This window comes from Serratia proteamaculans, assembly GCF_946227095.1.
Lineage (GTDB): Bacteria > Pseudomonadota > Gammaproteobacteria > Enterobacterales > Enterobacteriaceae > Serratia > Serratia proteamaculans_E.
The window spans coordinates 129,564-149,432 of record NZ_CAMISV010000008.1; the positions used below are offsets into that span (position 1 = coordinate 129,564).

Annotated in this window: 17 protein-coding genes; 12 read left to right on the top strand and 5 right to left on the bottom strand. The window is 58.5% G+C overall.

The features are described from left to right. Window positions 1-60 precede the first annotated feature (60 nt). The 5 genes from OC597_RS17075 to OC597_RS17095 all read left to right on the top strand — a co-directional run bounded on the left by OC597_RS17075 (window position 61) and on the right by OC597_RS17095 (window position 6,709). Window positions 61-483, top strand: coding sequence for a hypothetical protein (locus OC597_RS17075; protein WP_099065663.1), 423 nt, complete (start codon window positions 61-63; stop codon window positions 481-483). A gap of 68 nt (window positions 484-551) precedes the next feature. Further along, the gene (locus OC597_RS17080) at window positions 552-875 is read left to right on the top strand and encodes a copper-binding protein (RefSeq protein WP_261258316.1); all 324 of its coding nucleotides are present in this window, start codon (window positions 552-554) and stop codon (window positions 873-875) included. A 10-nt stretch (window positions 876-885) separates the two neighbouring features. Further along, a complete protein-coding gene (locus OC597_RS17085) occupies window positions 886-2,145 on the top strand; it encodes a TolC family protein (RefSeq protein WP_261285067.1) in 1,260 nt (419 codons plus the stop codon). Continuing rightward, window positions 2,142-3,593 (top strand): efflux RND transporter periplasmic adaptor subunit, encoded by a 1,452-nt coding sequence (locus tag OC597_RS17090; protein WP_262209712.1) that lies wholly within the window; start codon window positions 2,142-2,144, stop codon window positions 3,591-3,593. The genes OC597_RS17085 and OC597_RS17090 overlap by 4 nt, the downstream gene beginning before the upstream one ends. Next, the gene (locus OC597_RS17095) at window positions 3,590-6,709 is read left to right on the top strand and encodes an efflux RND transporter permease subunit (RefSeq protein ID WP_261258310.1); all 3,120 of its coding nucleotides are present in this window, start codon (window positions 3,590-3,592) and stop codon (window positions 6,707-6,709) included. The genes OC597_RS17090 and OC597_RS17095 overlap by 4 nt, the downstream gene beginning before the upstream one ends. A gap of 49 nt (window positions 6,710-6,758) precedes the next feature. On the opposite strand, the gene apbE is transcribed toward OC597_RS17095, so the two are convergent. Then, window positions 6,759-7,790, bottom strand: a complete 1,032-nt coding sequence (gene apbE, locus OC597_RS17100) for an FAD:protein FMN transferase ApbE (protein WP_261258308.1) — start codon at window positions 7,788-7,790, stop codon at window positions 6,759-6,761. 156 nt (window positions 7,791-7,946) lie between these two features. Here apbE and OC597_RS17105 point away from each other — a divergent pair, with 156 nt between their 5' ends. Further along, window positions 7,947-9,059, top strand: coding sequence for an SLC13 family permease (locus tag OC597_RS17105; RefSeq protein WP_261425394.1), 1,113 nt, complete (start codon window positions 7,947-7,949; stop codon window positions 9,057-9,059). Between the two features lie 45 nt (window positions 9,060-9,104). Here OC597_RS17105 and pepT read toward each other — a convergent pair whose 3' ends face one another. Continuing rightward, window positions 9,105-10,337, bottom strand: coding sequence for a peptidase T (gene pepT, locus OC597_RS17110; protein WP_262209715.1), 1,233 nt, complete (start codon window positions 10,335-10,337; stop codon window positions 9,105-9,107). Between the two features lie 216 nt (window positions 10,338-10,553). Here pepT and OC597_RS17115 point away from each other — a divergent pair, with 216 nt between their 5' ends. Beyond that, entirely contained in the window at window positions 10,554-11,450 is an 897-nt protein-coding gene (locus OC597_RS17115) for an endonuclease/exonuclease/phosphatase family protein (protein WP_261462093.1), read from the top strand. Between the two features lie 25 nt (window positions 11,451-11,475). On the opposite strand, the gene pdxR (OC597_RS17120) is transcribed toward OC597_RS17115, so the two are convergent. Continuing rightward, window positions 11,476-12,975 (bottom strand): MocR-like pyridoxine biosynthesis transcription factor PdxR, encoded by a 1,500-nt coding sequence (gene pdxR / locus OC597_RS17120; protein WP_262209717.1) that lies wholly within the window; start codon window positions 12,973-12,975, stop codon window positions 11,476-11,478. 27 nt (window positions 12,976-13,002) lie between these two features. Between pdxR (OC597_RS17120) and OC597_RS17125 the strand changes: the two genes are divergently transcribed. Continuing rightward, complete coding sequence (locus tag OC597_RS17125) at window positions 13,003-13,458, top strand: rhodanese-like domain-containing protein (RefSeq protein ID WP_262209719.1); 456 nt, start codon at window positions 13,003-13,005, stop codon at window positions 13,456-13,458. Window positions 13,459-13,462: 4 nt separating this feature from the next. Here the strand turns inward: OC597_RS17125 and flk are convergent, their stop codons facing one another. Continuing rightward, on the bottom strand, window positions 13,463-14,491 hold the full coding sequence (gene flk, locus OC597_RS17130) for a flagella biosynthesis regulator Flk (RefSeq protein WP_262209720.1): 1,029 nt from the start codon (window positions 14,489-14,491) through the stop codon (window positions 13,463-13,465). Between the two features lie 178 nt (window positions 14,492-14,669). Between flk and OC597_RS17135 the strand changes: the two genes are divergently transcribed. Genes OC597_RS17135 through OC597_RS17150 form a run of 4 tightly spaced genes read left to right on the top strand, consistent with a single transcriptional unit; the run spans window position 14,670 to window position 18,327 of the window. Next, entirely contained in the window at window positions 14,670-15,035 is a 366-nt protein-coding gene (locus OC597_RS17135; RefSeq protein WP_261258292.1) for a copper resistance protein, read from the top strand. 49 nt (window positions 15,036-15,084) lie between these two features. Beyond that, window positions 15,085-17,121: a protein-disulfide reductase DsbD family protein gene (locus OC597_RS17140; protein ID WP_261285061.1), complete on the top strand. Its 2,037-nt coding sequence runs from the start codon at window positions 15,085-15,087 to the stop codon at window positions 17,119-17,121. Continuing rightward, the gene (locus OC597_RS17145) at window positions 17,118-17,834 is read left to right on the top strand and encodes a DsbA family protein (RefSeq protein WP_261258288.1); all 717 of its coding nucleotides are present in this window, start codon (window positions 17,118-17,120) and stop codon (window positions 17,832-17,834) included. The genes OC597_RS17140 and OC597_RS17145 overlap by 4 nt, the downstream gene beginning before the upstream one ends. After that, complete coding sequence (locus OC597_RS17150) at window positions 17,827-18,327, top strand: protein disulfide oxidoreductase (RefSeq protein ID WP_261258286.1); 501 nt, start codon at window positions 17,827-17,829, stop codon at window positions 18,325-18,327. The genes OC597_RS17145 and OC597_RS17150 overlap by 8 nt, the downstream gene beginning before the upstream one ends. A gap of 8 nt (window positions 18,328-18,335) precedes the next feature. Here the strand turns inward: OC597_RS17150 and pdxR (OC597_RS17155) are convergent, their stop codons facing one another. Next, window positions 18,336-19,793, bottom strand: coding sequence for a MocR-like pyridoxine biosynthesis transcription factor PdxR (gene pdxR / locus OC597_RS17155; protein ID WP_262209725.1), 1,458 nt, complete (start codon window positions 19,791-19,793; stop codon window positions 18,336-18,338). Between the last annotated feature and the right edge of the window lie 76 nt (window positions 19,794-19,869).

Consider the following 19,869-nt stretch of genomic DNA (forward strand, 5'->3'; position numbering starts at 1 on the left):
CATTCCTGCGCAAGCACTTGGTCGATATACTTCCGCCATCTCCCGCTCTGGAATGACCTGATGTCGGCTTTGGCGTCCATCTCTTTATCCATGCACCGTCTGCGCTTTGCTAAAAAGCGGGCTGGCGCATGGTTATTGGTCGTCTGCTGGCTGCTGTTGAATAGCCAACTGGCGCTGGCCAGCCATAATTGTAACCTGCAGTTCAGCGGCGAAGCGCCGATGGCCCAGCATATGATGCATATGCAAAACAGCCTGCCGTCGTCGGAACAGATGCAAACCCAGGGGCCACTGTGTGAGAAACACTGTGTACCGGAGTCAGCCCAACAAGACCACGCCAACCTGACGTTAGCCGCCTTGCCGATCAGCAGCGAATGGGCCGTTATTGCGCCTTCCCCGTCACTTTCTATCCCGGTTAATACCTGGCAAACACCCCCGATAACAGGCCCGCCGACAGAGATAGTTTTCTGCCGGTTCCGTGAATAGCTCTGACAACCGCTTTGCCGTCCCTGACGGCCATCCGCGTTTGTTAACTATTTAATGGAGTACCCGTTATGCGTAATTTATTTGCCGTTGTATTGATCACCCTGTTTTTCTCCTCTGCCGCCAGCGCCGCCGATATGGCGATGCAACATTCTGCCGTAAAACCTGACGTCGAAATCCATAGCCAGGGCGTGATCAAAGCCTGGGATGAGCGAAAGGTGTCCATCGCGCACCAGGCCATTCCGGCGCTCAACTGGCCGCCCATGACCATGAGTTTCCAACTCCCTTCATCGCCATCGCTCACCGCATTGCCTGCGGGAACGGCGGTTGATTTCAGCTTCCTGCCCGTCGACGGTGGTTATCAGTTGGTGGCTATCGCCGCCGCTCGCCAATAACGGAGGCGTCATGACCATTATCCTTTCTCACCCTTGGCGGGTGGGCTGGCTGCTGCTTGCCTGTTGGGCACCGGCCAGTCAGGCGGCGGAGTTGACGTTGCAACAGTCGCTGACGGCCGCCGAGCGTTATTCGGCCGAGCTATCGGCGAATCGACACCAGGTGAATGCGTTGGAGAACATGGCGGATTCGGCGATGCAATTGCCCGATCCCAAGCTGAAGTTCGGTATTGAAAACGTACCGGTGCAGGGTGGAAACGCCCGGCGCTTCACCCGTGAAGGCATGACGATGGGGCGTGTCGGCATCATGCAGGATTACGTCAGCAGCACTAAACGCCAACGTAAGGCGGATACCCTGCGCGCCGAAGCCAGCCAGACGGACGCCGGCAGTGCCACCATCCGAGCTCGTCTGCAGCAGCAAACCGCGCAGGCGTGGCTGGAACTGGCGCTGAGTCGGCAAACCTTGCGCGATGCCACTGCCCTGGTCACGGAGAGTGAGCGTCAAATCGCCACTCAGCATGCTGGCGTGGCCGGTGGTGGTACTCCTGCCAGCGGCGTGCTGGACGCCAGACTGACGCTGTTGGCCATGCAGGATCGTATCAGCGAGGCGCAGCGTGACGTCGCGGTGGCTCAGGCACGCCTGACACAACTGACCGGTCTGGCGGCGACGGATACCGCCGGAACCCTGCCGCGCTTTGAACGTTTGCCGGCCGACAGCGACGTCTTGCGGCAGGCGATCAGGCAGCATCCCGAGGTGCTGCAGGCCAGCCGTGAGGCCGACGTAGCCAAGGCGCGTTCGGCGCAGTCAGAGGTGGCAGCCATACCGGATGTCGGCGTAGAGGTGTATTACGGCAAGCGCGCCGATGACTACGAGGATCTGGCTGGGGTGATGTTTACCGTCGATCTGCCGCTGTTCCGCTCGCAACGGCAGGACAAGGACTACGCCGCTGATGTGTCGCGCAACATGGAGGCCAACGATCGGCTGACGTTGTTGATCCGCGATCATCAGGCGCAGCTCGACACGCTGTTGGCACAGTATCAGGCGGCGCAGGCGCAATGGCAGCGTCAGCAACAACAGGCGATCCCCCTGCAGCAACAGCGAGTGAGCTTGCTGTTGGCGCAATATCGCAGCGGTAAAAGCGACTTGTCTGCGGTGCTGGAAGCAAGACGGGCGCTGCTTGACAGCCGTCTCAGCGCCGGTAAGGCCGCTCGCGGACTGGCACAGATTTGGGCCGCTATCCGCTATCTCACCCCTCAGGAGTCGATGCAATGAAAATGCCATTTAAGCTGGCGCTGTTAGCGGCGTTAATCGGTGGTGGGCTGGCCGGATACTGGTTTGGCGCGTCGGGTGAAACCGCACCGCAGGTGGACAAAAGTGAACGGCAGGTACTGTATTGGTACGATCCGATGATGCCTGCCCAGCGTTTTGATAAGCCGGGGAAATCGCCTTTTATGGATATGCAACTGGTGCCGCGCTATGCCGATGAGGCCGAGACGGAGGGCGGTGTGACCATCAGCGCACGCCAGCAGCAGAACCTGGGGGTGCGTATCGAGACTGCCCAGTTACGTCCGCTGGATCCGCAGCTTAACGCTTTTGGCAGCGTGGCCACCGATGAACGTGGGGTGCAGATTATTGCCGCCCGCGCCAATGGGCTGGTGGAAAAACTCTATGTCCGTGCCAGCCAACAGCAGGTGAAAAAAGGCGAAGCGCTGGCACAGTTATGGATCCCTGACTGGAGCGCGGCGCAGCAGGAGTATCTGGCGATACGCCAACTGGGTGACCGCGCATTGACTGCGGCTGCTCGTCAGCGGTTGCAACTGCTGTTTATGCCCGAAGCGGTGATTCGGCAGGTAGAGCGCACGGGTAAACCCGAGCCCCGCATTACGATAGTGGCGCCGGAAAGCGGTTATGTGAACAAGCTCAGCGTGCTCGAAGGCGCGCAGGTGACTGCGGCGCAGGGGCTATTCGAACTTGCCAGTCTCGATCCGGTGTGGATCGTGGCTGATTATCCGCAGGCGCAAGCCGGGTTGCTGAAGGTGGGGGACAAGGTGGAAGCCAACTCCGCCAGTTGGCCTGGAGAACGCTTTGAAGGCGAGGTGAGCGAACTGCTGGCCAATGTCGATCCGCTGACCCGAACCTTTAAAGCGCGGATCCTGTTGAAAAATCCTCAACAAAAGCTGCGGCCGGGCATGTACCTGCAACTGACGCTGTCGCAGAGCCGCGTCGGTAAACCGGTGCTGGCAATCCCGCAGGAGGCGCTGATTGGCAGTGGCGATCGTAATCGGGTATTGATCGCCGAAGGTAATGGTCATTTCACGCCGGTTGAGGTGGTGGCCGGGCGCGCCCAGGACGGCTGGGTGGAAATCAAACGTGGGCTGAACGCCGGGCAGCAGGTCGTGACCTCCGGTCAGTTCCTGATCGACTCCGAGGCCAGCATGCGCAGTGCCTTGCCGCAGATGGCGGCGGAAACCGAGGTTAAACAGTATCAGGCCGAGGGAGTGATTAAGGCGTTGAATGGCGACAGCATGACGCTATCCCACGGGCCGGTGCCGGAATTGCAGTGGCCGGCGATGACCATGGATTTTGCTTTGCCGCCGGGGGGATTACCGGCAGCTATCAAGCCAGGCGACCGGGTGAAAATCCGCTTTAGCGTCGACGACAGCGGTTCGCATATCAGCCAGGTCCTGCCGGCCAGTGCTGAACACGGAGGCCACTTATGATTGCATTAGTGATCCGCTGGTCGCTGCGTAATCGGCTGCTGGTGCTACTGGCTTCGGTGTTGTTGGCCGGCTGGGGTGTTTGGGCTTTGCAGAAAGCACCGCTGGATGCCCTGCCGGACTTGTCTGACGTGCAGGTGATCGTCCGTGCCACTTACCCAGGCAAGGCACCGCAGGTGATTGAAGATCAGGTCACCTATCCGCTGACCACCAACTTGTTGACGGTGCCGGGGGCTAAAACGGTGCGGGGCTTTTCCATGTTTGGCGACGCCTACGTCTACGTGCTGTTTGAGGATGGCACCGATCTTTACTGGGCGCGTTCACGGGTGCTGGAGTCGCTGAGCCAGGTGCAATCTTCATTGCCTGAACAGGTGAAGGTGGCGCTGGGGCCGGATGCCACCGGTGTGGGTTGGGTGTACGAATATGCCCTGGTGGATAAAAGCGGCAAACACAGCCTGGCCGACCTGCGTGCGCTGCAAGACTGGACGCTGAAGTTTGAGCTTAAAACCGTCCCCAACGTGGCGGAAGTGGCCAGCGTGGGCGGCATGGTGCGTCAGTATCAGGTGGTGTTGGATCCGCAAAGCCTGCGTGCGCTGAATATCACTCATCAACAGGTGGTGACGGCCATCCAGGACGCCAACCAGGAAGGAGGCGGGGCGCTGCTGGAAATGGGCGAAGCGGAATATATGGTGCGGACCTCGGGCTACCTGAAAAAGCTGAGTGATTTTGCCAACGTGGTGATCACCGTGCGCGACGGTGTACCTATCCTGCTGTCACAGGTGGCGACGCTGCGTGAAGGGCCGGAGATCCGCCGTGGCGTGGCGGAGTTGAACGGGGAAGGGGAAGTGGCGGGCGGCATTGTGGTGATGCGTTACGGCAAGAATGCGCTGGAAACCATCAACGCGCTGAAGGTGAAGTTGCAGGAGATTCAGCAGACTCTGCCGCCGGGGGTAGAAATCGTCACGGTTTACGATCGCTCTCAGTTGATCGAACACGCCATCGAAACCTTGTCCCACAAGCTGCTGGAAGAGTTTATCGTGGTGGCTCTGGTCTGCACCCTGTTCCTGTTCCATTTCCGTTCGGCGCTGGTGGCGATGATCACGCTGCCACTCGGCATTCTCGGTGCCTTTGTGGTGATGCATTATCAGGGGGTGAACGCCAACATCATGTCGTTGGGCGGGATCGCCATAGCGATAGGGGCGATGGTGGATGCGGCGATCGTCATGATCGAGAACATGCATAAGGTGCTGGAGCAGTGGCGACAACGCCACCCTGGGCAACAACCGACGTCGGCAGATTACTGGCGCATTTCGGAGCAGGCGGCGGTAGAAGTGGGGCCGGCGCTGTTTTGCAGCCTGCTGATCATCACACTGTCCTTCATTCCGGTGTTCACGCTGCAGGCGCAGGAAGGGCGGATGTTCTCTCCGCTGGCCTACACCAAAACCTATGCCATGGCGGTGGCGGCTGGGCTGGGGATTACGTTGGTGCCGGTGCTGATGGGCTACTTCATCCGTGGTCGCATTCCCGACGAGCATGCCAACCCGATCAATCGCTGGCTGATCCGTCTGTACCAGCCGGTGCTGGCGGCGGTGTTGGCACGGCCGAAAACCACGCTCGGGGTTTCGTTGTTGCTGCTGTTGTTAACCTTGTATCCACTTAGCCGCCTGGGCAGTGAATTTATGCCGCAGCTCGATGAAGGCGATCTGTTGTATATGCCATCGTCATTGCCGGGCATGTCGGCGCGCGAAGCCAGCAGGCTGCTGCAACTGACCGACCGGTTGATCAAAACCGTGCCGGAAGTGGCGACGGTATTTGGCAAGGCGGGGCGGGCGGAAACCGCTACCGACCCGGCACCGCTGACCATGCTGGAAACCACCATACGTTTCAAGCCGCGTGACCAATGGCGGCCGGGGATGACCATGGACAAGCTGGTGGCGGAATTGGACAGCGTGGTCAAGGTACCGGGGATAGCCAACGTGTGGGTTCCCCCTATCCGTAATAGACTGGATATGTTGGCCACCGGCATAAAAAGTCCGGTCGGCATCAAGGTGAACGGCAATAACATGGCCGATATCGAGCGGATTTCCGGGCAGATTGAGCAGGTGGTGAAGCGGGTTCCGGGCGTTACCTCGGCGCTGGCGGAGCGTATTACCGGCGGCCGTTACGTGGATATTGATATCGACCGTCAGCGGGCGGCACGCTACGGCGTTTCGGTTAAAGAACTTCAATCTATGGTGGCGACGTTGGTGGGGGGCGAAAACATTGGCGAAACCATTGAGGGGCGCGCGCGTTATCCGATCAATGTGCGTTACCCGCGTGAAATCCGTGATTCGGTGCAACAACTGCAGGCGTTGCCGGTCCTGACTGCCAGCGGGGGCCAGGTGCCATTATCAATGTTGGCAGACATTCGGGTGACCGAAGGGCCGCCAATGTTGAAGAGTGAGAATGCGCGGCTTTCCAACTGGATTTATGTCGATCTGCGCGGGCGCGATCTCAAATCGGCGGTGGAAGAGATGCAGCAGGCGGTCGCGCAGCAGGTCAAGCTGCCGGCCGGGGTATCATTGGGCTGGTCCGGGCAATTTGAATATCTGGAACGCGCCAGCGCCCAGCTGAAAATCGTGCTGCCGGTGACACTGGCGATCATTTTCGTCTTGCTGTTTGTCACCTTCAGCAGCGTGCGAGATGCGCTGCTGATCATGGCGACGCTGCCCTTCGCACTGATCGGCGGCGTGTGGCTGCTGTACCTGTTGGACTACAACCTTTCGGTGGCCGGGGCGGTTGGCTTTATTGCCCTGTCCGGGGTGGCGGCGGAGTTCGGCGTGATTATGGTGCTGTATCTGAATCACGCGTTGGAAAAACACCGTCAGCCAGGGCAGCCGCTCACCCAGCAACAACTGATGGCGGCCATCAGTGAGGGGGCGGTACTGCGCGTGCGGCCAAAAGTGATGACCGTCGCCACCATCATGGCCGGGTTGTTACCGATCATGTGGGGCGATGGCGCCGGTTCTGAGGTGATGCGGCGCATTGCGGCACCGATGATTGGCGGGATGGTCAGCGCACCCTTGTTGTCGATGCTGGTGGTTCCGGTGGTTTATTTGCTGTTGCACCGTAAAGGATGACGGAGCGGGGCGCGGTATTGAACTGCGCCCCTTATTACTGAACCAGAAACTATTTCACCAGAAACGCTTTAAACTGCGGCGTCATGACGGCGCTGAATCCCTGGTCGGTTTTGCTGATCAAATACACCGCCAGCCCTTTATCCTCCGCCAGTTTCAGTGCTTTTTCCGTTCCCAGCACCATCAGCCCGGTATCCCAACCGTCGGCTTCCAGCGCGGTCGGAGCTATCACCGTGGCGGACACCAGACGGTGGGTAATAGGTCGGCCGGTAGTGGGATCAATCACGTGCGAATAACGCTGTCCATCCTGTTCGAAATAGTTGCGGTAGCTGCCGGCGGTGCTGATGCCATACCCTTGCAGATCCACCAGGGCCTGCACCGCATTTTCGCGGTCGGTCGGTTTTTGGATCGCCACCCGCCAGGCTTTGCCCTGGCCGTTAACGCCGCGTGAGGAAACCGCACCGCCGACCGAGACCAGATAGTTGGTGATGCCGTTGCGCGCCATCAACTGCACCAACTGGTCAACGCCATAGCCTTCTCCCAGGGTTGAGAGATCGACATACATCTCCGGCAGGTCTTTTTGCAGCCACTCACCGCGATCGTCACTGATCAGCTTCAGATGCTGCAGGCCGACATTCTTTTGCGCAGCTTCTATTTGCTGCTGGCTCGGCACCTTGACCACCCGTTTATCCGGGCCAAAGCCCCACAAATTGACCAACGGACCGACGGTAATATTCATCGCGCCCTGAGTATCGCGGCCGATGCGTTGAGCCATCAGGATAATGTCCGCCATACCGCGTGGGATCGGCTGTGGATCGGCGCTGCGGGTCTGATTAAAGCGCGACAGTACCGAATCATTGCGGTAGGTGGAGATATCGTCGTTGGCCCGTTCCAGCACGGCGTCGATCTGCTGTTGCAACTGCTGTTTATTGATTGCCATGTCACCGCTGACCTTGACGCTGTAGAAGGTCCCCATGGTTTTACCGTCGATGTCCGTCTGCGGGCGGGAGTTCTGGTCATTACAGGCGGTCAGCAAGCCGAGCACGAGACTCAGCAACAGGCCTTTGGCGAAAACGTTAGCCATAAATAAATCCTTTAAAACAGGGAAAGGCGCTACAAATAGAGTAAAGCGCGGCGAATGAAAAGCAGATAAAGGTAAAATAGCATTTTGCTGGCGTTCCCGTCGTGCTTGGGCTAACTTCTGGCTCCCGACCCTTGGTTGTTTTTTGAAGCGCTCAACATGAGTTCAAACGCCGTTTCACGCTTGGTTCAGCCGTTCCTGAAAGATCGTTTTTTACATATTCTGCTGTTGGCCGGCGTGTTGATGGCGGCCGTTAATCCGCAGCAACTGCCTGCGATCGGCGGTTTTATCGACTGGCGAACCATTATTACTCTGCTGGGCCTGATGCTATTGACCAAGGGGGTTGAGGTCAGCGGCTATTTTGATTTTATCGGCCGCAAGATCGTCAACACGCTGTACAGCGAACGGCGGCTGGCACTGTTTTTGGTGTTTTCTGCCGCGCTACTGTCGTCATTTCTGACCAACGACGTGGCGCTGTTTATTGTCATTCCGCTGACCATCACGCTGAAAAAATTGTCTTCGCTGCCGATTAGCCGGCTGATTATCTTCCAGGCGCTGGCGGTCAATGCCGGCTCGCTGCTGACGCCGATTGGCAATCCGCAGAACATTTTGCTGTGGAGTAAATCCTCATTGTCCTTCCTGGGTTTTATTGCCCAGATGGCCCCCTTTGGCGCAGCGATGCTGGCCAGCCTGCTGTTGTTGACCTGGTTCAGTTTCCCGGCGCGGGATATCGTTAAAGCCCCGCACACCGAAGGCTATCCTTATCAGCGACGTCTGTTGCTGAGTTGCGTGGCGTTGTACGTGATTTTTCTGCTGTGTCTGGATATTGACCTGCCGCTGTACGGCCTGTTGGCGGTATTCGCCGGTTTTTTACTGCTGGCGCGCCGGGTGTTGCTGCAGATCGACTGGAGCCTGATTTTTGTCTTTATCGCCATGTTTATCGACGTGGGGTTGTTCACCCGGCTCGGGGCCGTCCAGCCCTGGTTTGCTGACATTACCAGGCTAAGTGAGGGCGGTATTTATGCCCTGGGAATCGGCCTGTCACAGGTGATCAGTAACGTACCGGCGACCATTTTACTGCTCAACTATGTACCTTCCAGCCAACTGTTGGCCTATGCGGTGAACGCCGGTGGTTTTGGCCTGGCGATCGGCTCACTGGCCAATTTGATTGCACTGCGGATGGCGGGTGAGCGAAAAATCTGGCTGAAATTCCATTACTACTCGCTGCCACTGCTGGCGTGGGGTGGGTTGCTTGGCTGGCTGTTGGCCTAAGAGCGGTATTTTTGTATGAAATACCGCTCTCTGTTGGTGTGGCCGTTAACCGCGAGCCGCCAGCAAACAAATACTGCGGGTGACCTGATAGGACTTCACAAAGGCGCTGATCGGCAGAAACTCAAAGCGAGAGTGGAAATTGTGCGCGCCGGTAAAGTAGTTGGGGGTCACCAGACCGCGGCTGGATAGCGCCGCACCGTCGGTGCCACCGCGCATTGGTATCACCTTTGGTGGAATACCATGGGCGGCGAGGGCGCCGAAAATCAGTTCGATGGCACGTTTGTCTTCACCGATAGAGTTGCTGATATTGCTGTAGATATCCGTGACGTTGCAGCTGACCCAGGCCCGCGGGTAGTTTGCCGCCACCTGCTGCACCACTTGCTGAATGCGCTCTTTACGCGCATTGAAACTCGCCAGATCAAAATCGCGGATCGACACTTTCAGCGTGGCGAGGTTGGCATTGGCCGTCATGTCGTTGAACCAGAAGTAGCCTTCACGTCCTTCGGTATGCTCCGGCGTATCCTGGCTGTCGAACTGGTTGATAATGTCATTGGCGATGCGAATCGGGTTGATCAGCACGTTCTTGGCTGACATCGGGTGAGCGGTCACTCCCTCAATGCGGATCTCCGCCGCCGCCGCATTGAAGTTTTCATACACCACTTCGCCCAGTTCGCAGCAGTCGATGGTATAGGCGAAATCAACGTCAAAGCGCGCCAGATCCAGTGCTTTGGCACCGCGCAGGCCAATTTCTTCATCCGGCACAAAGGCCACCAGAATATCGCCGTGGCGGTCGGTGGCACTCAGGTTCGCCAGCAGGGTCATCACCACCGTCACCGCCGCCTTGTTATCGGCACCGAGCACGCTGGTTCCGTCGCTGAAAATAATCTCTTCATTCGGATAGGCCAGGATCTCCGGGTGCTCGGCGGTGCGCAGCCAGATGTCGTGTTCTGCGTTCAGGCACAGATCCTGGCCGCTAAAGCGCAGGCGCTGCGGATGAATATGCGCTGACAGGCCGACGTCAACGGTATCGATATGGGTAATAAAACCGATGCGCGGTGCACCTGGCTGGTTACCGGGCTTGCGTGCGGTGACGGTGGCGTGCTCATCAATTTGAACGTCTTTCATCCCCAACTGGCGCAGTTCGGCTGCCAGCAGCTTGGCCATATCATGCTGGCCCGGCGTGCTGGGCAGGGTGGCAACGGCGGCATCGCTCTGGCTGGTCACCGCCAGATAGCGGAAGAAACGTTCGGTGAGCTGTTCGGCTATGGCGCTGGTCATGCGGGTTCCTCTCGGTAAGCGGTCTATCGGTTTTAAAGGTAAATCAGCCGGTTGTCCAATGGTGCAATACTTCGGCTGTCGGAATGCGAGATGCCGCGCAGAATAAAAAAATAGCGGCACAACTAGGAAATAGTCGCGGGTAACTGCGGCAAAATCGTTGTTAGCTGTGGGGAGCGGGTGCCCCAACAAAAAATCTTAACCTTAAAAGGAGAATTCATGCGCTCACGTCATGCTTTGCTTATTACTTTGTTATCCCTGGGAATATCTCAGACCGCCTGGTCTTCCACAGACGGCGGTCATGCCAACAGCAACGCCAATAGCCGCGAAGTGGCCAGCGCGCTTGGTGGCCTGAAGAACAAAACCTATAGCCTGGAGCAGGCACCGAAGATCCGCGTCGCCAGCTTTAATATTGCCGCCGGTAAGGTCAGTGACATGACCGCTATCGCCAAGGCGATCAAGGCGATGAACGTCGACGTGGTGGCGCTGCAGGAAGTGGACAAGCTGACCGGCCGCAGCGGTAAATTGGATCAGGCTGAAGAGCTGGCCAAGCTGACCGGTATGCACGTGGTCTTTGGGCGCGCGATTGACTTTGACGGCGGTGAATATGGCCTGGCGTTCCTGTCAAAATACCCGCTGCATGACAGCAAGATTTACCCGCTCCCTTCCGGCCAGCGTGAACAGCGCATTGCCTTCAGTGCCCAGACTGACGTGCCTGAATTCCCGGCCCCGATCACCCTGATCAATACCCATCTGGACACCAAGGAAGATCCTGCCATGCGTTTGGATCAGGTGCGTGAGTTGAACGATCGCACTATCGAGATGCGCGGTATCAAGCTGTTGTTTGGCGATATGAACGACGTCCCGGGCAGCGTCACCTGGACCGAACTCAGCCGTTACTGGAACGACATCATGCCCAGCGCGCAAGATGGCCGCAGTTGGCCGGCGGAAAACGCCGAAATCAAGGTCGACTATATTTTTAGCGGCAATGCTCAGCGCTGGCACCTGGACAGCCTGACGGTGCCGAACGCCAGCGGCGACTGGAATGGTATTCATTGGCCGGCGGTCAGCGATCACCTGCCGGTGGTTGCCGAACTGCGGCTGACCGAGCAGTAATTTAATCGCAAACGGTGTTGTCAGCTTAAGCGGGGGAGATCCGTGCCAGCCGTTCGATGGCGGCACGGATTTCACCCGGTGTCAGGGCAGAAAAGCCCAACAGCCAACCGTCGCGTCGCCCGGCTGGCGTGAGATAGTGCGCCGCCAGCCCCGGCGTCACGACACCCAGGCGTTGCGCCTGACGGGAGAGAGCCTCCTCCTGACCGGGCGGCAGCCAAACGCTGAGTTGCAATCCGCCACTTGCCGATTGTGGGGTGGCAAAATGCCCCATTTTTTCCTGCACCTCCTCCAATAACCTGTCACGACGACTGCGGTACAACTGACGCATATAGCGGATATGCGCGGCAAAATGCCCTTGCTGGATAAACTCGGCGGTCACCGCCTGCATCAGTTGGGCGTTGTGGCCGTCGTAAACCGTACGGGCAGTGGTAAAAGCATCTACCAGCATCGGGGGAACGATCAAATATGCCAGCCTCAACGAAGGAAACAGCGCCTTGGAAAAGGTGCCCAGATAAAGCACGTTACCGTGCCGGTCCAGCCCTTGCATCGCCGGCATGGGCTGGCCGTCATAGTGAAACTCGCTGTTGTAGTCATCTTCAATAATCCATGCTTGCTGTCGTTGAGCCAAAGCCAGCAATTCGAGCCTGCGTGTCAGGCTGAGCGCCACGCCGGTAGGGTATTGGTGTGATGGCGTCAGGTAAATCAGTCGCGGCGCGGGCAGTTGTTCATCCGGCCGCATCCCGGCCTCATCAACGCTGACCGGTACCAGCTCGGCGCCAGCGCTGGTAAAGGCGTTCCTGGCTCCGCGGTAGCCAGGCTCCTCCAGCCAAACCTTGTCGCCGTGATCCAACAGCAGGGTGGCAATCAACTGCAGGGCCTGCTGCGAACTGGTCAGCACCAACACTTGTTGTGCATCGCAATTAACGCCACGCGTTTGGCTGACATAACCGGCAATCGCCTCGCGTAACGGCAGATAACCCTGTGGATCGCCATAGCGCATCAGGGTTTCGCCCCGCAGGCGTAACTGACGGGCGGTGAGCTGTTTCCACAGCTTTAGCGGAAAGGCGCGCAAATCTGGTGAACCGGCGGCAAAGGGCAAGGGCTGTTGGGGATCGCGGCAGCCCCCGGTTTGTACTATTTGTCGGCCACGCAATGACAGACGCGGCTGAGCAGTAACCTTGCTGACAGTTGGTGATTTATCTATGCGTATCGCCACAAAGGTGCCCTGGCCTACCCGACGCTGCAGGTAGCCCTCTGCCTCCAGTTGACCGTAGGCCGCCTCGGCTGTGACCCGTGATACACCCAAATCTTCGGCTAATATGCGCGATGAAGGTAAACGTTGTCCGCAGCGCAACGTTCCGGCATGAATAGCTCGACGCAGGGTGCAGCATACGCGCTCACGCAAGGTACCGCCGGCATGTTCCGGCAGGTGAAAAATGGTGAGCAGTGCGTTGACCATAATGGGACTTATCAATGAGTGAAAATGGGTATCAAACATAAGACCAAAATCAGGCAATATTGTCATCAGTCTTTATCAACAGGAGTGAATTCCATGGCGGTATCTTCATTGGTTTTGGCCTTTCCACCGGGGACGGCGGCGCAGAGTCTGGATTATCTGGCCGCGAAGCTGAGTTATTACGCAGATGCGTGGGACGTGGCGGAAGATCTGCGCAACGGCGTCAGTGAGATCCAGGTGATCGATACCCGTGCGGAAGCCCTATACGCGGCTGGACATATTCCTGGTGCCATCAGTTTGCCCCATCGCCTGATGGACGAGGCCGGTACGGCGCATCTGGCGCGCGATAAAGTCTATGTCACGTATTGTGATGGCATTGGCTGCAACGGCTCCACCAAGGGGGCGTACAAGCTGGCGCTGCAAGGATTCCGGGTGAAGGAGTTGATTGGCGGGTTGGACTTCTGGCTACGCGATGGCCATCCATTGGCCACCGGTGCACAGCCGGGCTCGCTGCAGGGAAGTGCTATTGGAGAAGACTGCGGCTGCGCCTGAGGGGTTAAAACACCAGCGCCAATACCAGGGCCAGCACCAGAATAAACAGGATAAAGGCCACGGCCGGTTTGCTCAGCGCTTTTTGCAGCGGTTGGGGCAGGGCGGCAATCAGTGGGTTGAGCAACGGCTGCGGTTCGGCATGGTTGCCGGACAGCGGTTGTGCCGGGGCGGCTTTTTCCAGACGGCGTGCAAACAGCTGGTTAATAATATCGCTCATCTGCGGATGGATCAGCGGTGCGCTGGCATTGCAGTGAAAACGCGACTGGCAGTAGTCATTTAACTGTTGCTGTTCTTGCGAGTCTGCAGGCTGTTTGAGCGCGGCCAGCAGGTTGTTCAGCGTCGGCGCGGTCTGCGGACTCAGCGCGACCTTCACCTGCAAAAACTGGTTCAGCAGTTGGAAGTGGCGTGCAGGCAGCGGATCGTTGGTTTTTACCCCACTCAGGTCAAACAGCGTCTGCCAGATCTTGACCGGTGATTCGCCGGTGGCGGCGCTGAGCTTGGTCACCTGCTGTTGCAGGCTCTGGTGCTCGGCAGGCAGCAGCGGGCGATCGCTGGTGGTGGTTTGCTGCGGCTGAGGAATGGCCAGGCTGCGGGTCTGCAACAGGTTCAGTACCTGCTCTAACTGCGGATGGCTCAACTGGCTCAGTACCGTATGGCCAAACTGCTGGCGAATAAAGTCGCTGACGGCCAGGCGGTTATTGCCCTGCGGCAACAGTTCGGTGAGCTGCTGCAACAGTTGGCGGCTGGCATGGCTTTGCTGCACCTGCGCCAAACGGTTTTGCAACAGCTGCTCGGCCGGTTGGAAATGGCGTGCCAGCAGCTCGCTGTTGTTGTCCGTCTGCAGGTCGTGGCGCAGCGTGACCCAAATCTCTGCGGACTTGGCCGGGCTGAGCGCCATGATCTTGACGACCAGCTTCTCCAGCGTTGTGCGTTGTGCCGGGGAGAGCGGACTACCGTCAGTGGCTGTGGTTTTGTCCGGGCTAGGGGAACGATCGCTGGCGATCGGGGTGCCCGGACCACTCAAAGGTTGCATATCACCTGTCCTTCGCTGTGTAGAAAATCGTCATACCCGGCGAAAAGCGCAGGATTGTGCTTATGATACCTGTAAACGGCCGTCATCAATACCGCCGTCAGACATTTCTTTACAGGCAAAACATTGCTAAACGCGTCTGCGCCGCTAAGATAAGCGCAGACTTGGAATTGAGGACGGCATGATTAAACAGCAGTGGATTGCGAAATGGTTTTTATGCCTGGCTTGCCTGGTCGTATTGACCTGCATGACTCAGCGCATGGCGAGCATGCATGCGTTGCAGCAAGTGACGGGCCTGCCTGTCGCCAGTGCACTCGCCTCTGCCGCCGATGACGCCGCCGAACTGCAACCCACGCCCTGTGAATTGAGTGCCAAATCCTTGTTGGCCTCGCCGCCGGTGATGTTCGAAACCCTGCTGTTCGGCCTGGGTCTGTTACTGGTGCTATTGGCACCCACCGTGGCCGCGCGTCTGCGCATTCCTCCTCCCAGAGTTATTTCCCCCACCACCCTCAGGGTACATCTGCGATTATGCGTGTTCCGTGAATGAGTTAATCACCCGCCTGTTTTGGTGATTGGCTTATTTATGGAGAAAAAACATGTTGAATATCATCAGGTCGGCGTTAGCCTGCCTATTACTGCTGTGGCTACCTGCTTTGCAGGCGGCGGACAGCGGCTGGCTACAAAGTCCGACTAACGATCATGCCAAGGTGCGGCTGCGTGCCGACACTTCGCACAATGGGGAAACCCGTTTGCTGCTGGCCATTGAGCTGCAAAAAGGCTGGAAAACCTATTGGCGTTCGCCGGGGGAAGGCGGTATTGCACCGGCCATCACCTGGCAGGGCAACCCACCGCCGGCGACCTGGTACTGGCCGACGCCGCAGCGTTTTGACGTTGCCGGTATTTCTACCCAGGGTTACCACGACCGGGTTGAGTTGCCGATGGTAATCAAGGGCGCGGTGCCACGTCAGTTGGCGGGCACGCTGACGCTTTCTACCTGCAGCAACGTCTGTATCTTGACCGACTATCCGTTCAGTTTGGATCTTGGCGCGCCGTCAGATGCGCAGTTTACTCATGACTTTGCCCAGGCGATGGGGCAGGTACCCATTGCTGATGGGCTGGTGGAGAGCATTAAAGCCGGCTATCAGAACGGGGAGTTGCAGATCAGCGCCGAGCGAACCGCCGGTTGGCAGCAGCCTGAGCTGTTCTTCGATACGCTGAAAGATGCCGATCTCGGTAAGCCGAAGGTCAGCAGTGAGGGTTCACAGATGTTCGCGCGGGTACCGGTCAGTGACGGTTGGGGTGACAGCGCAGCAGATCTGCGTGGCAAAACCCTGACGTTAGTGATCGGTGACGGCGGTGTGGCGCAACAGGTGACACTGCCGATTGGCGGGCCTCTGGTCTCTCCGGTGGCGGCGAATTTCTCGCTGTGGCAGGCGGTCCTGATGGCGCTGCTCGGTGGGTTGATCCTCAACCTGATGCCCTGCGTGCTGCCGGTGTTGGGCATCAAATTGGGTTCTATTTTGCAGGTCGAACAGCGCGACCGACACAGCATCCGGCTGCAATTTTTGGCCTCGTCGTTCGGCATTGTGGCGTCGTTTATGGCGCTGGCCTTGCTGATGACGCTGTTGCGGTTGAGCAATCAGGCGCTTGGCTGGGGTATCCAGTTCCAAAACCCGTGGTTTATCGGCTTTATGGTGTTGGTGACGCTGTTATTCAGTGCCAACCTGTTCGGCCTGTTCCATCTGCAGCTTTCCTCTTCGCTGAACACCAAACTGGCGACCCATAACGGCCGTGGTTTGGGAGGCCATTTCTGGCAGGGCGCTTTTGCCACCTTGCTGGCGACGCCGTGCTCTGCACCTTTCCTGGGTACCGCGGTGGCCTTTGCCCTGGCCGCGCCGCTACCTGTGTTGTGGGGCATGTTTGTCGCGCTGGGTATCGGCATGAGCCTGCCCTGGCTGCTGATTGCCGCCTGGCCGGCGCTGGCGCTGCGTCTACCTCGCCCAGGACGCTGGATGAACAGTCTGCGTTTGGTGATGGGCCTGCTGATGCTGGCTTCTTCGCTGTGGTTGCTAAGCCTGATGGCCAACCATATCGGCGGGATGCTGACGCTGGTGGTGGGGGTTATCGCTCTGCTGGCCCTGTTGCTGGCAGTTGGCTGGCAACATGGCATTCGTCTGGCGGCCAAGCTGGCTGCCGGGACCCTGGTACTGGTCGGGGGGGTGCTATTGGCCGGTTCGCTGACCGCCGGGCTGTGGCGTCAGCCGCTGCACGACAATGTGGCCTGGCAGCCGCTGAGCGAGGAGGCCATCACCCAGGCACTGGCCCAGAACAAGCGGGTGTTTGTCGACGTCACTGCCGACTGGTGTGTGACCTGTAAAGCCAACAAATTCAACGTACTGCTGCGTGATGACGTGCAAAAAGCGTTGAGCGCTGAGGACGTTGTCGCCCTGCGCGGGGACTGGAGTCGCCCATCGGCTGAAATTAGCGCCTTCCTGCAACAACGCGGCAGCGTCGCCGTGCCTTTTAATCAAATTTATGGCCCCGGCAGCCGCGATGGCGTGGTGTTGTCCCCACTGTTGACCCGCGAAGCGGTATTGCAAACCCTGTCCGCCGCCAAAGGAAACTCACAATGAAAAAATTAATGATTTTACTGATGTTGATCGCCACCCCTGTCTGGGCGGCTGCACCTTTTACTCCGGAGCAGGAAGTGCGTATTAAAGAGCTAATCCGCGAAACCCTGGTGTCAAACCCGGATATCCTGGCGCAGGCGGTCGATGCCTGGCAGCAGCAAACTTCCGGCCAGCAAATCAGCCAGGCGATTAAGCAAAACGCCAAAACCTTGTATGAGGATCCGGCCAGTCCGCGTCTGGGGGCGGCCAATGCCAAACTGACGCTGGTAACCTTTACCGATTACAACTGCCCGTACTGCAAACGTTTTGACCCGATGCTGGAAAAAATCGTTAAAGAGAACCCGGATGTGGCGTTGGTGGTGAAACTGTTGCCGTTCAAAGGGGAAAGCTCGGTCAGTTCGGCGCGCGTGGCCTTGACCACCTGGCAGCAGCATCCTGACCAGTTCTGGGCGTTGCACCAGCGGCTGATGGCGAAGAAAGGTTTTCACGACACCGCCAGCATTGCCGCCGCACAGCAGAAGACCGGGGTGAAAGCCGTAGCACCCAGTGAGGTAAGCATGACCACGCTGCGCACTAACATGGAACTGGCGGAGCAACTGGGCGTGCAGGGGACGCCGGCGACGCTGATTGGCGACCAAATGCTGCCGGGGGCTGTGTCTTACGAGGAACTGGAGGCGGTGGTGAAACAACAATTGGCGAAGGTCAAAAATGGCTAGGTTGCGGCGTTGGGCCCGCGAACTGTTGATCCTGCTGCTGATCGTTCTGGTGGCGGCATTCGGGATGGACTGGCTGCGCGCACCGCAGGCACCGGCCGCCTTCGACTTGCAGGTTCTGACGACGCTGAACGGTGAGCAGGTGTCACTGGCGCAGCTCAATCAGGATAAGCCGCTACTGGTCTATTTCTGGGCCAGTTGGTGCGGTGTTTGCCGCTTCACCACCCCCTATGTCGCCAGACTGGTCGGCGAGGGGGGCAATGTGCTGACCGTAGCGCTGCGCTCCGGTGACGACACTCAGGTAGCACAGTGGCTGGCGGGCAAACGGGTGACCTTGCCGGTGGTGAATGATCCGCGTGGCGAGCTGTCGGCGCAGTGGCAAATCGGCGTCACCCCGACGCTGGTGATCATCTCCAAAGGTCAGGTGGTGCAAAGCACCACCGGCTGGACCAGCTACTGGGGCATGAAGCTGCGGCTGTGGTGGGCCGGGCTGTAATCAGCGGCTTATTCTGACGCCATCACCTGACTAATCGCCCGGCACAGCCGGGCGATACCCTCCTCAATCAGCGGCGGCGTATTGGCGGCGAAATTCAATCGCAGGCCGTGTGCGCCACGCTGTTCCTCGGCATAAAAACATTCTCCGCGCGCAAAAGTTACACCCTGTCGCCAGGCCACCGGCATCAGGGCTTCGGTGTTAACGGTCGCAGGCAGCGTCAGCCAGATAAACAGCCCGCCCTCCGGTGTTTCAAACTGGCAGCCTGACGGCAGTTGTTGCTGCAAAGCCGCCACCATCACGTCCCGGTGGTGGCGATAGATCCGCCCGGCGCGCCGCAGCTGTTTGTCGTAGCGACCGATGGTGACGAAGGCATCCAGCGCCCGCTGGATCAGGTTGGAACTGGTAAAGCTGTCGACGTGTTTCAGCCGGGCGATGCGCTGATAATGTTCGCTGTCCGCCACCAAATAGCCAATACGCATACTGGGTAACAGCATTTTGGAAAAAGTGCTGACGTAAATTACCGCGCCCGGCTGCGCCAGCGCCCGCAGCGACGGCAACTGCTTGCCGTTGTAACGTAGATCGCCGACAAAATCGTCCTCCAGGATCACCACGCCAGCACGCTGGGCCAGTGCCAACAGGCGTCGACGGCGGGCTTCGCTCATGCAGCGTCCGGTGGGATTATGGAAATTGGGAATGGTGTAAATCAGCTTCGGGCGATGTTTTTCCAGCAGGGCGGGCAGCTGTTCAACCAGCATGCCGTGCCGATCGCTGGGGACAGTGACGATATTGATGCGGTGCAGGCGCAGCAGCCCCAGCGCTTCGGCGTAGGTCGGTTGTTCGACGATCACCGTATCGCCCGGTTCCAGCAGGCTTTGTACAATCAGGCTGATGGCGTGCTGCGAACCGTTGGTGATCAGCAATTGTTCCGCATGGGTCGGAATGCCCTGCGCGGTGAGGATCCGCCCCAGCGTATCGCGCAGCGGGTAGTAGCCACAGTATTCGCCATAGCTGAAAGCTTCTTCCGCATGGCGGCTGAGCACTGACAGCAATATCTTGCGGAATTCTTCCTGAGGGAAAACCTTCGGGCTACCGACACCGGCGGCAAAGTTGATGATGTTGTCCGGCAGCGGGATATCGGGGTAGCCATCCAGCCGTGAGGTCAGGGTGGTGAAACGCTCCGTCGGGAAAGCTGTGTCGGTGCTGGGGCGTGGTTGAGCGGGTTGTGGCAGCGGGTGCTGGACATAGGCACCGCTGCCGCGTCGTTGGCGTAAGAAGCCTTTGGCCGCCAGTTCGGCATAGGCGTTATCTACCGTCAACCGGCTGACAGCCAGTTCGCTCGCCAGCGTACGGGTTGAAGGCAGCTTATCGCCATCGACAAACACGCCGCTCAGGATCGCCCGCCGCAGCGCCTCTTCAATTTGCAGATACAGCGGGACGTCCTGTTGGCGGTCTAACGGAATATGCATGCGAAATTGGCTCGGTTAACGGTGATGATTTTTACTATACCCCATAGCAGCAGGCCTTCAAGCGGATAAAAGTGGC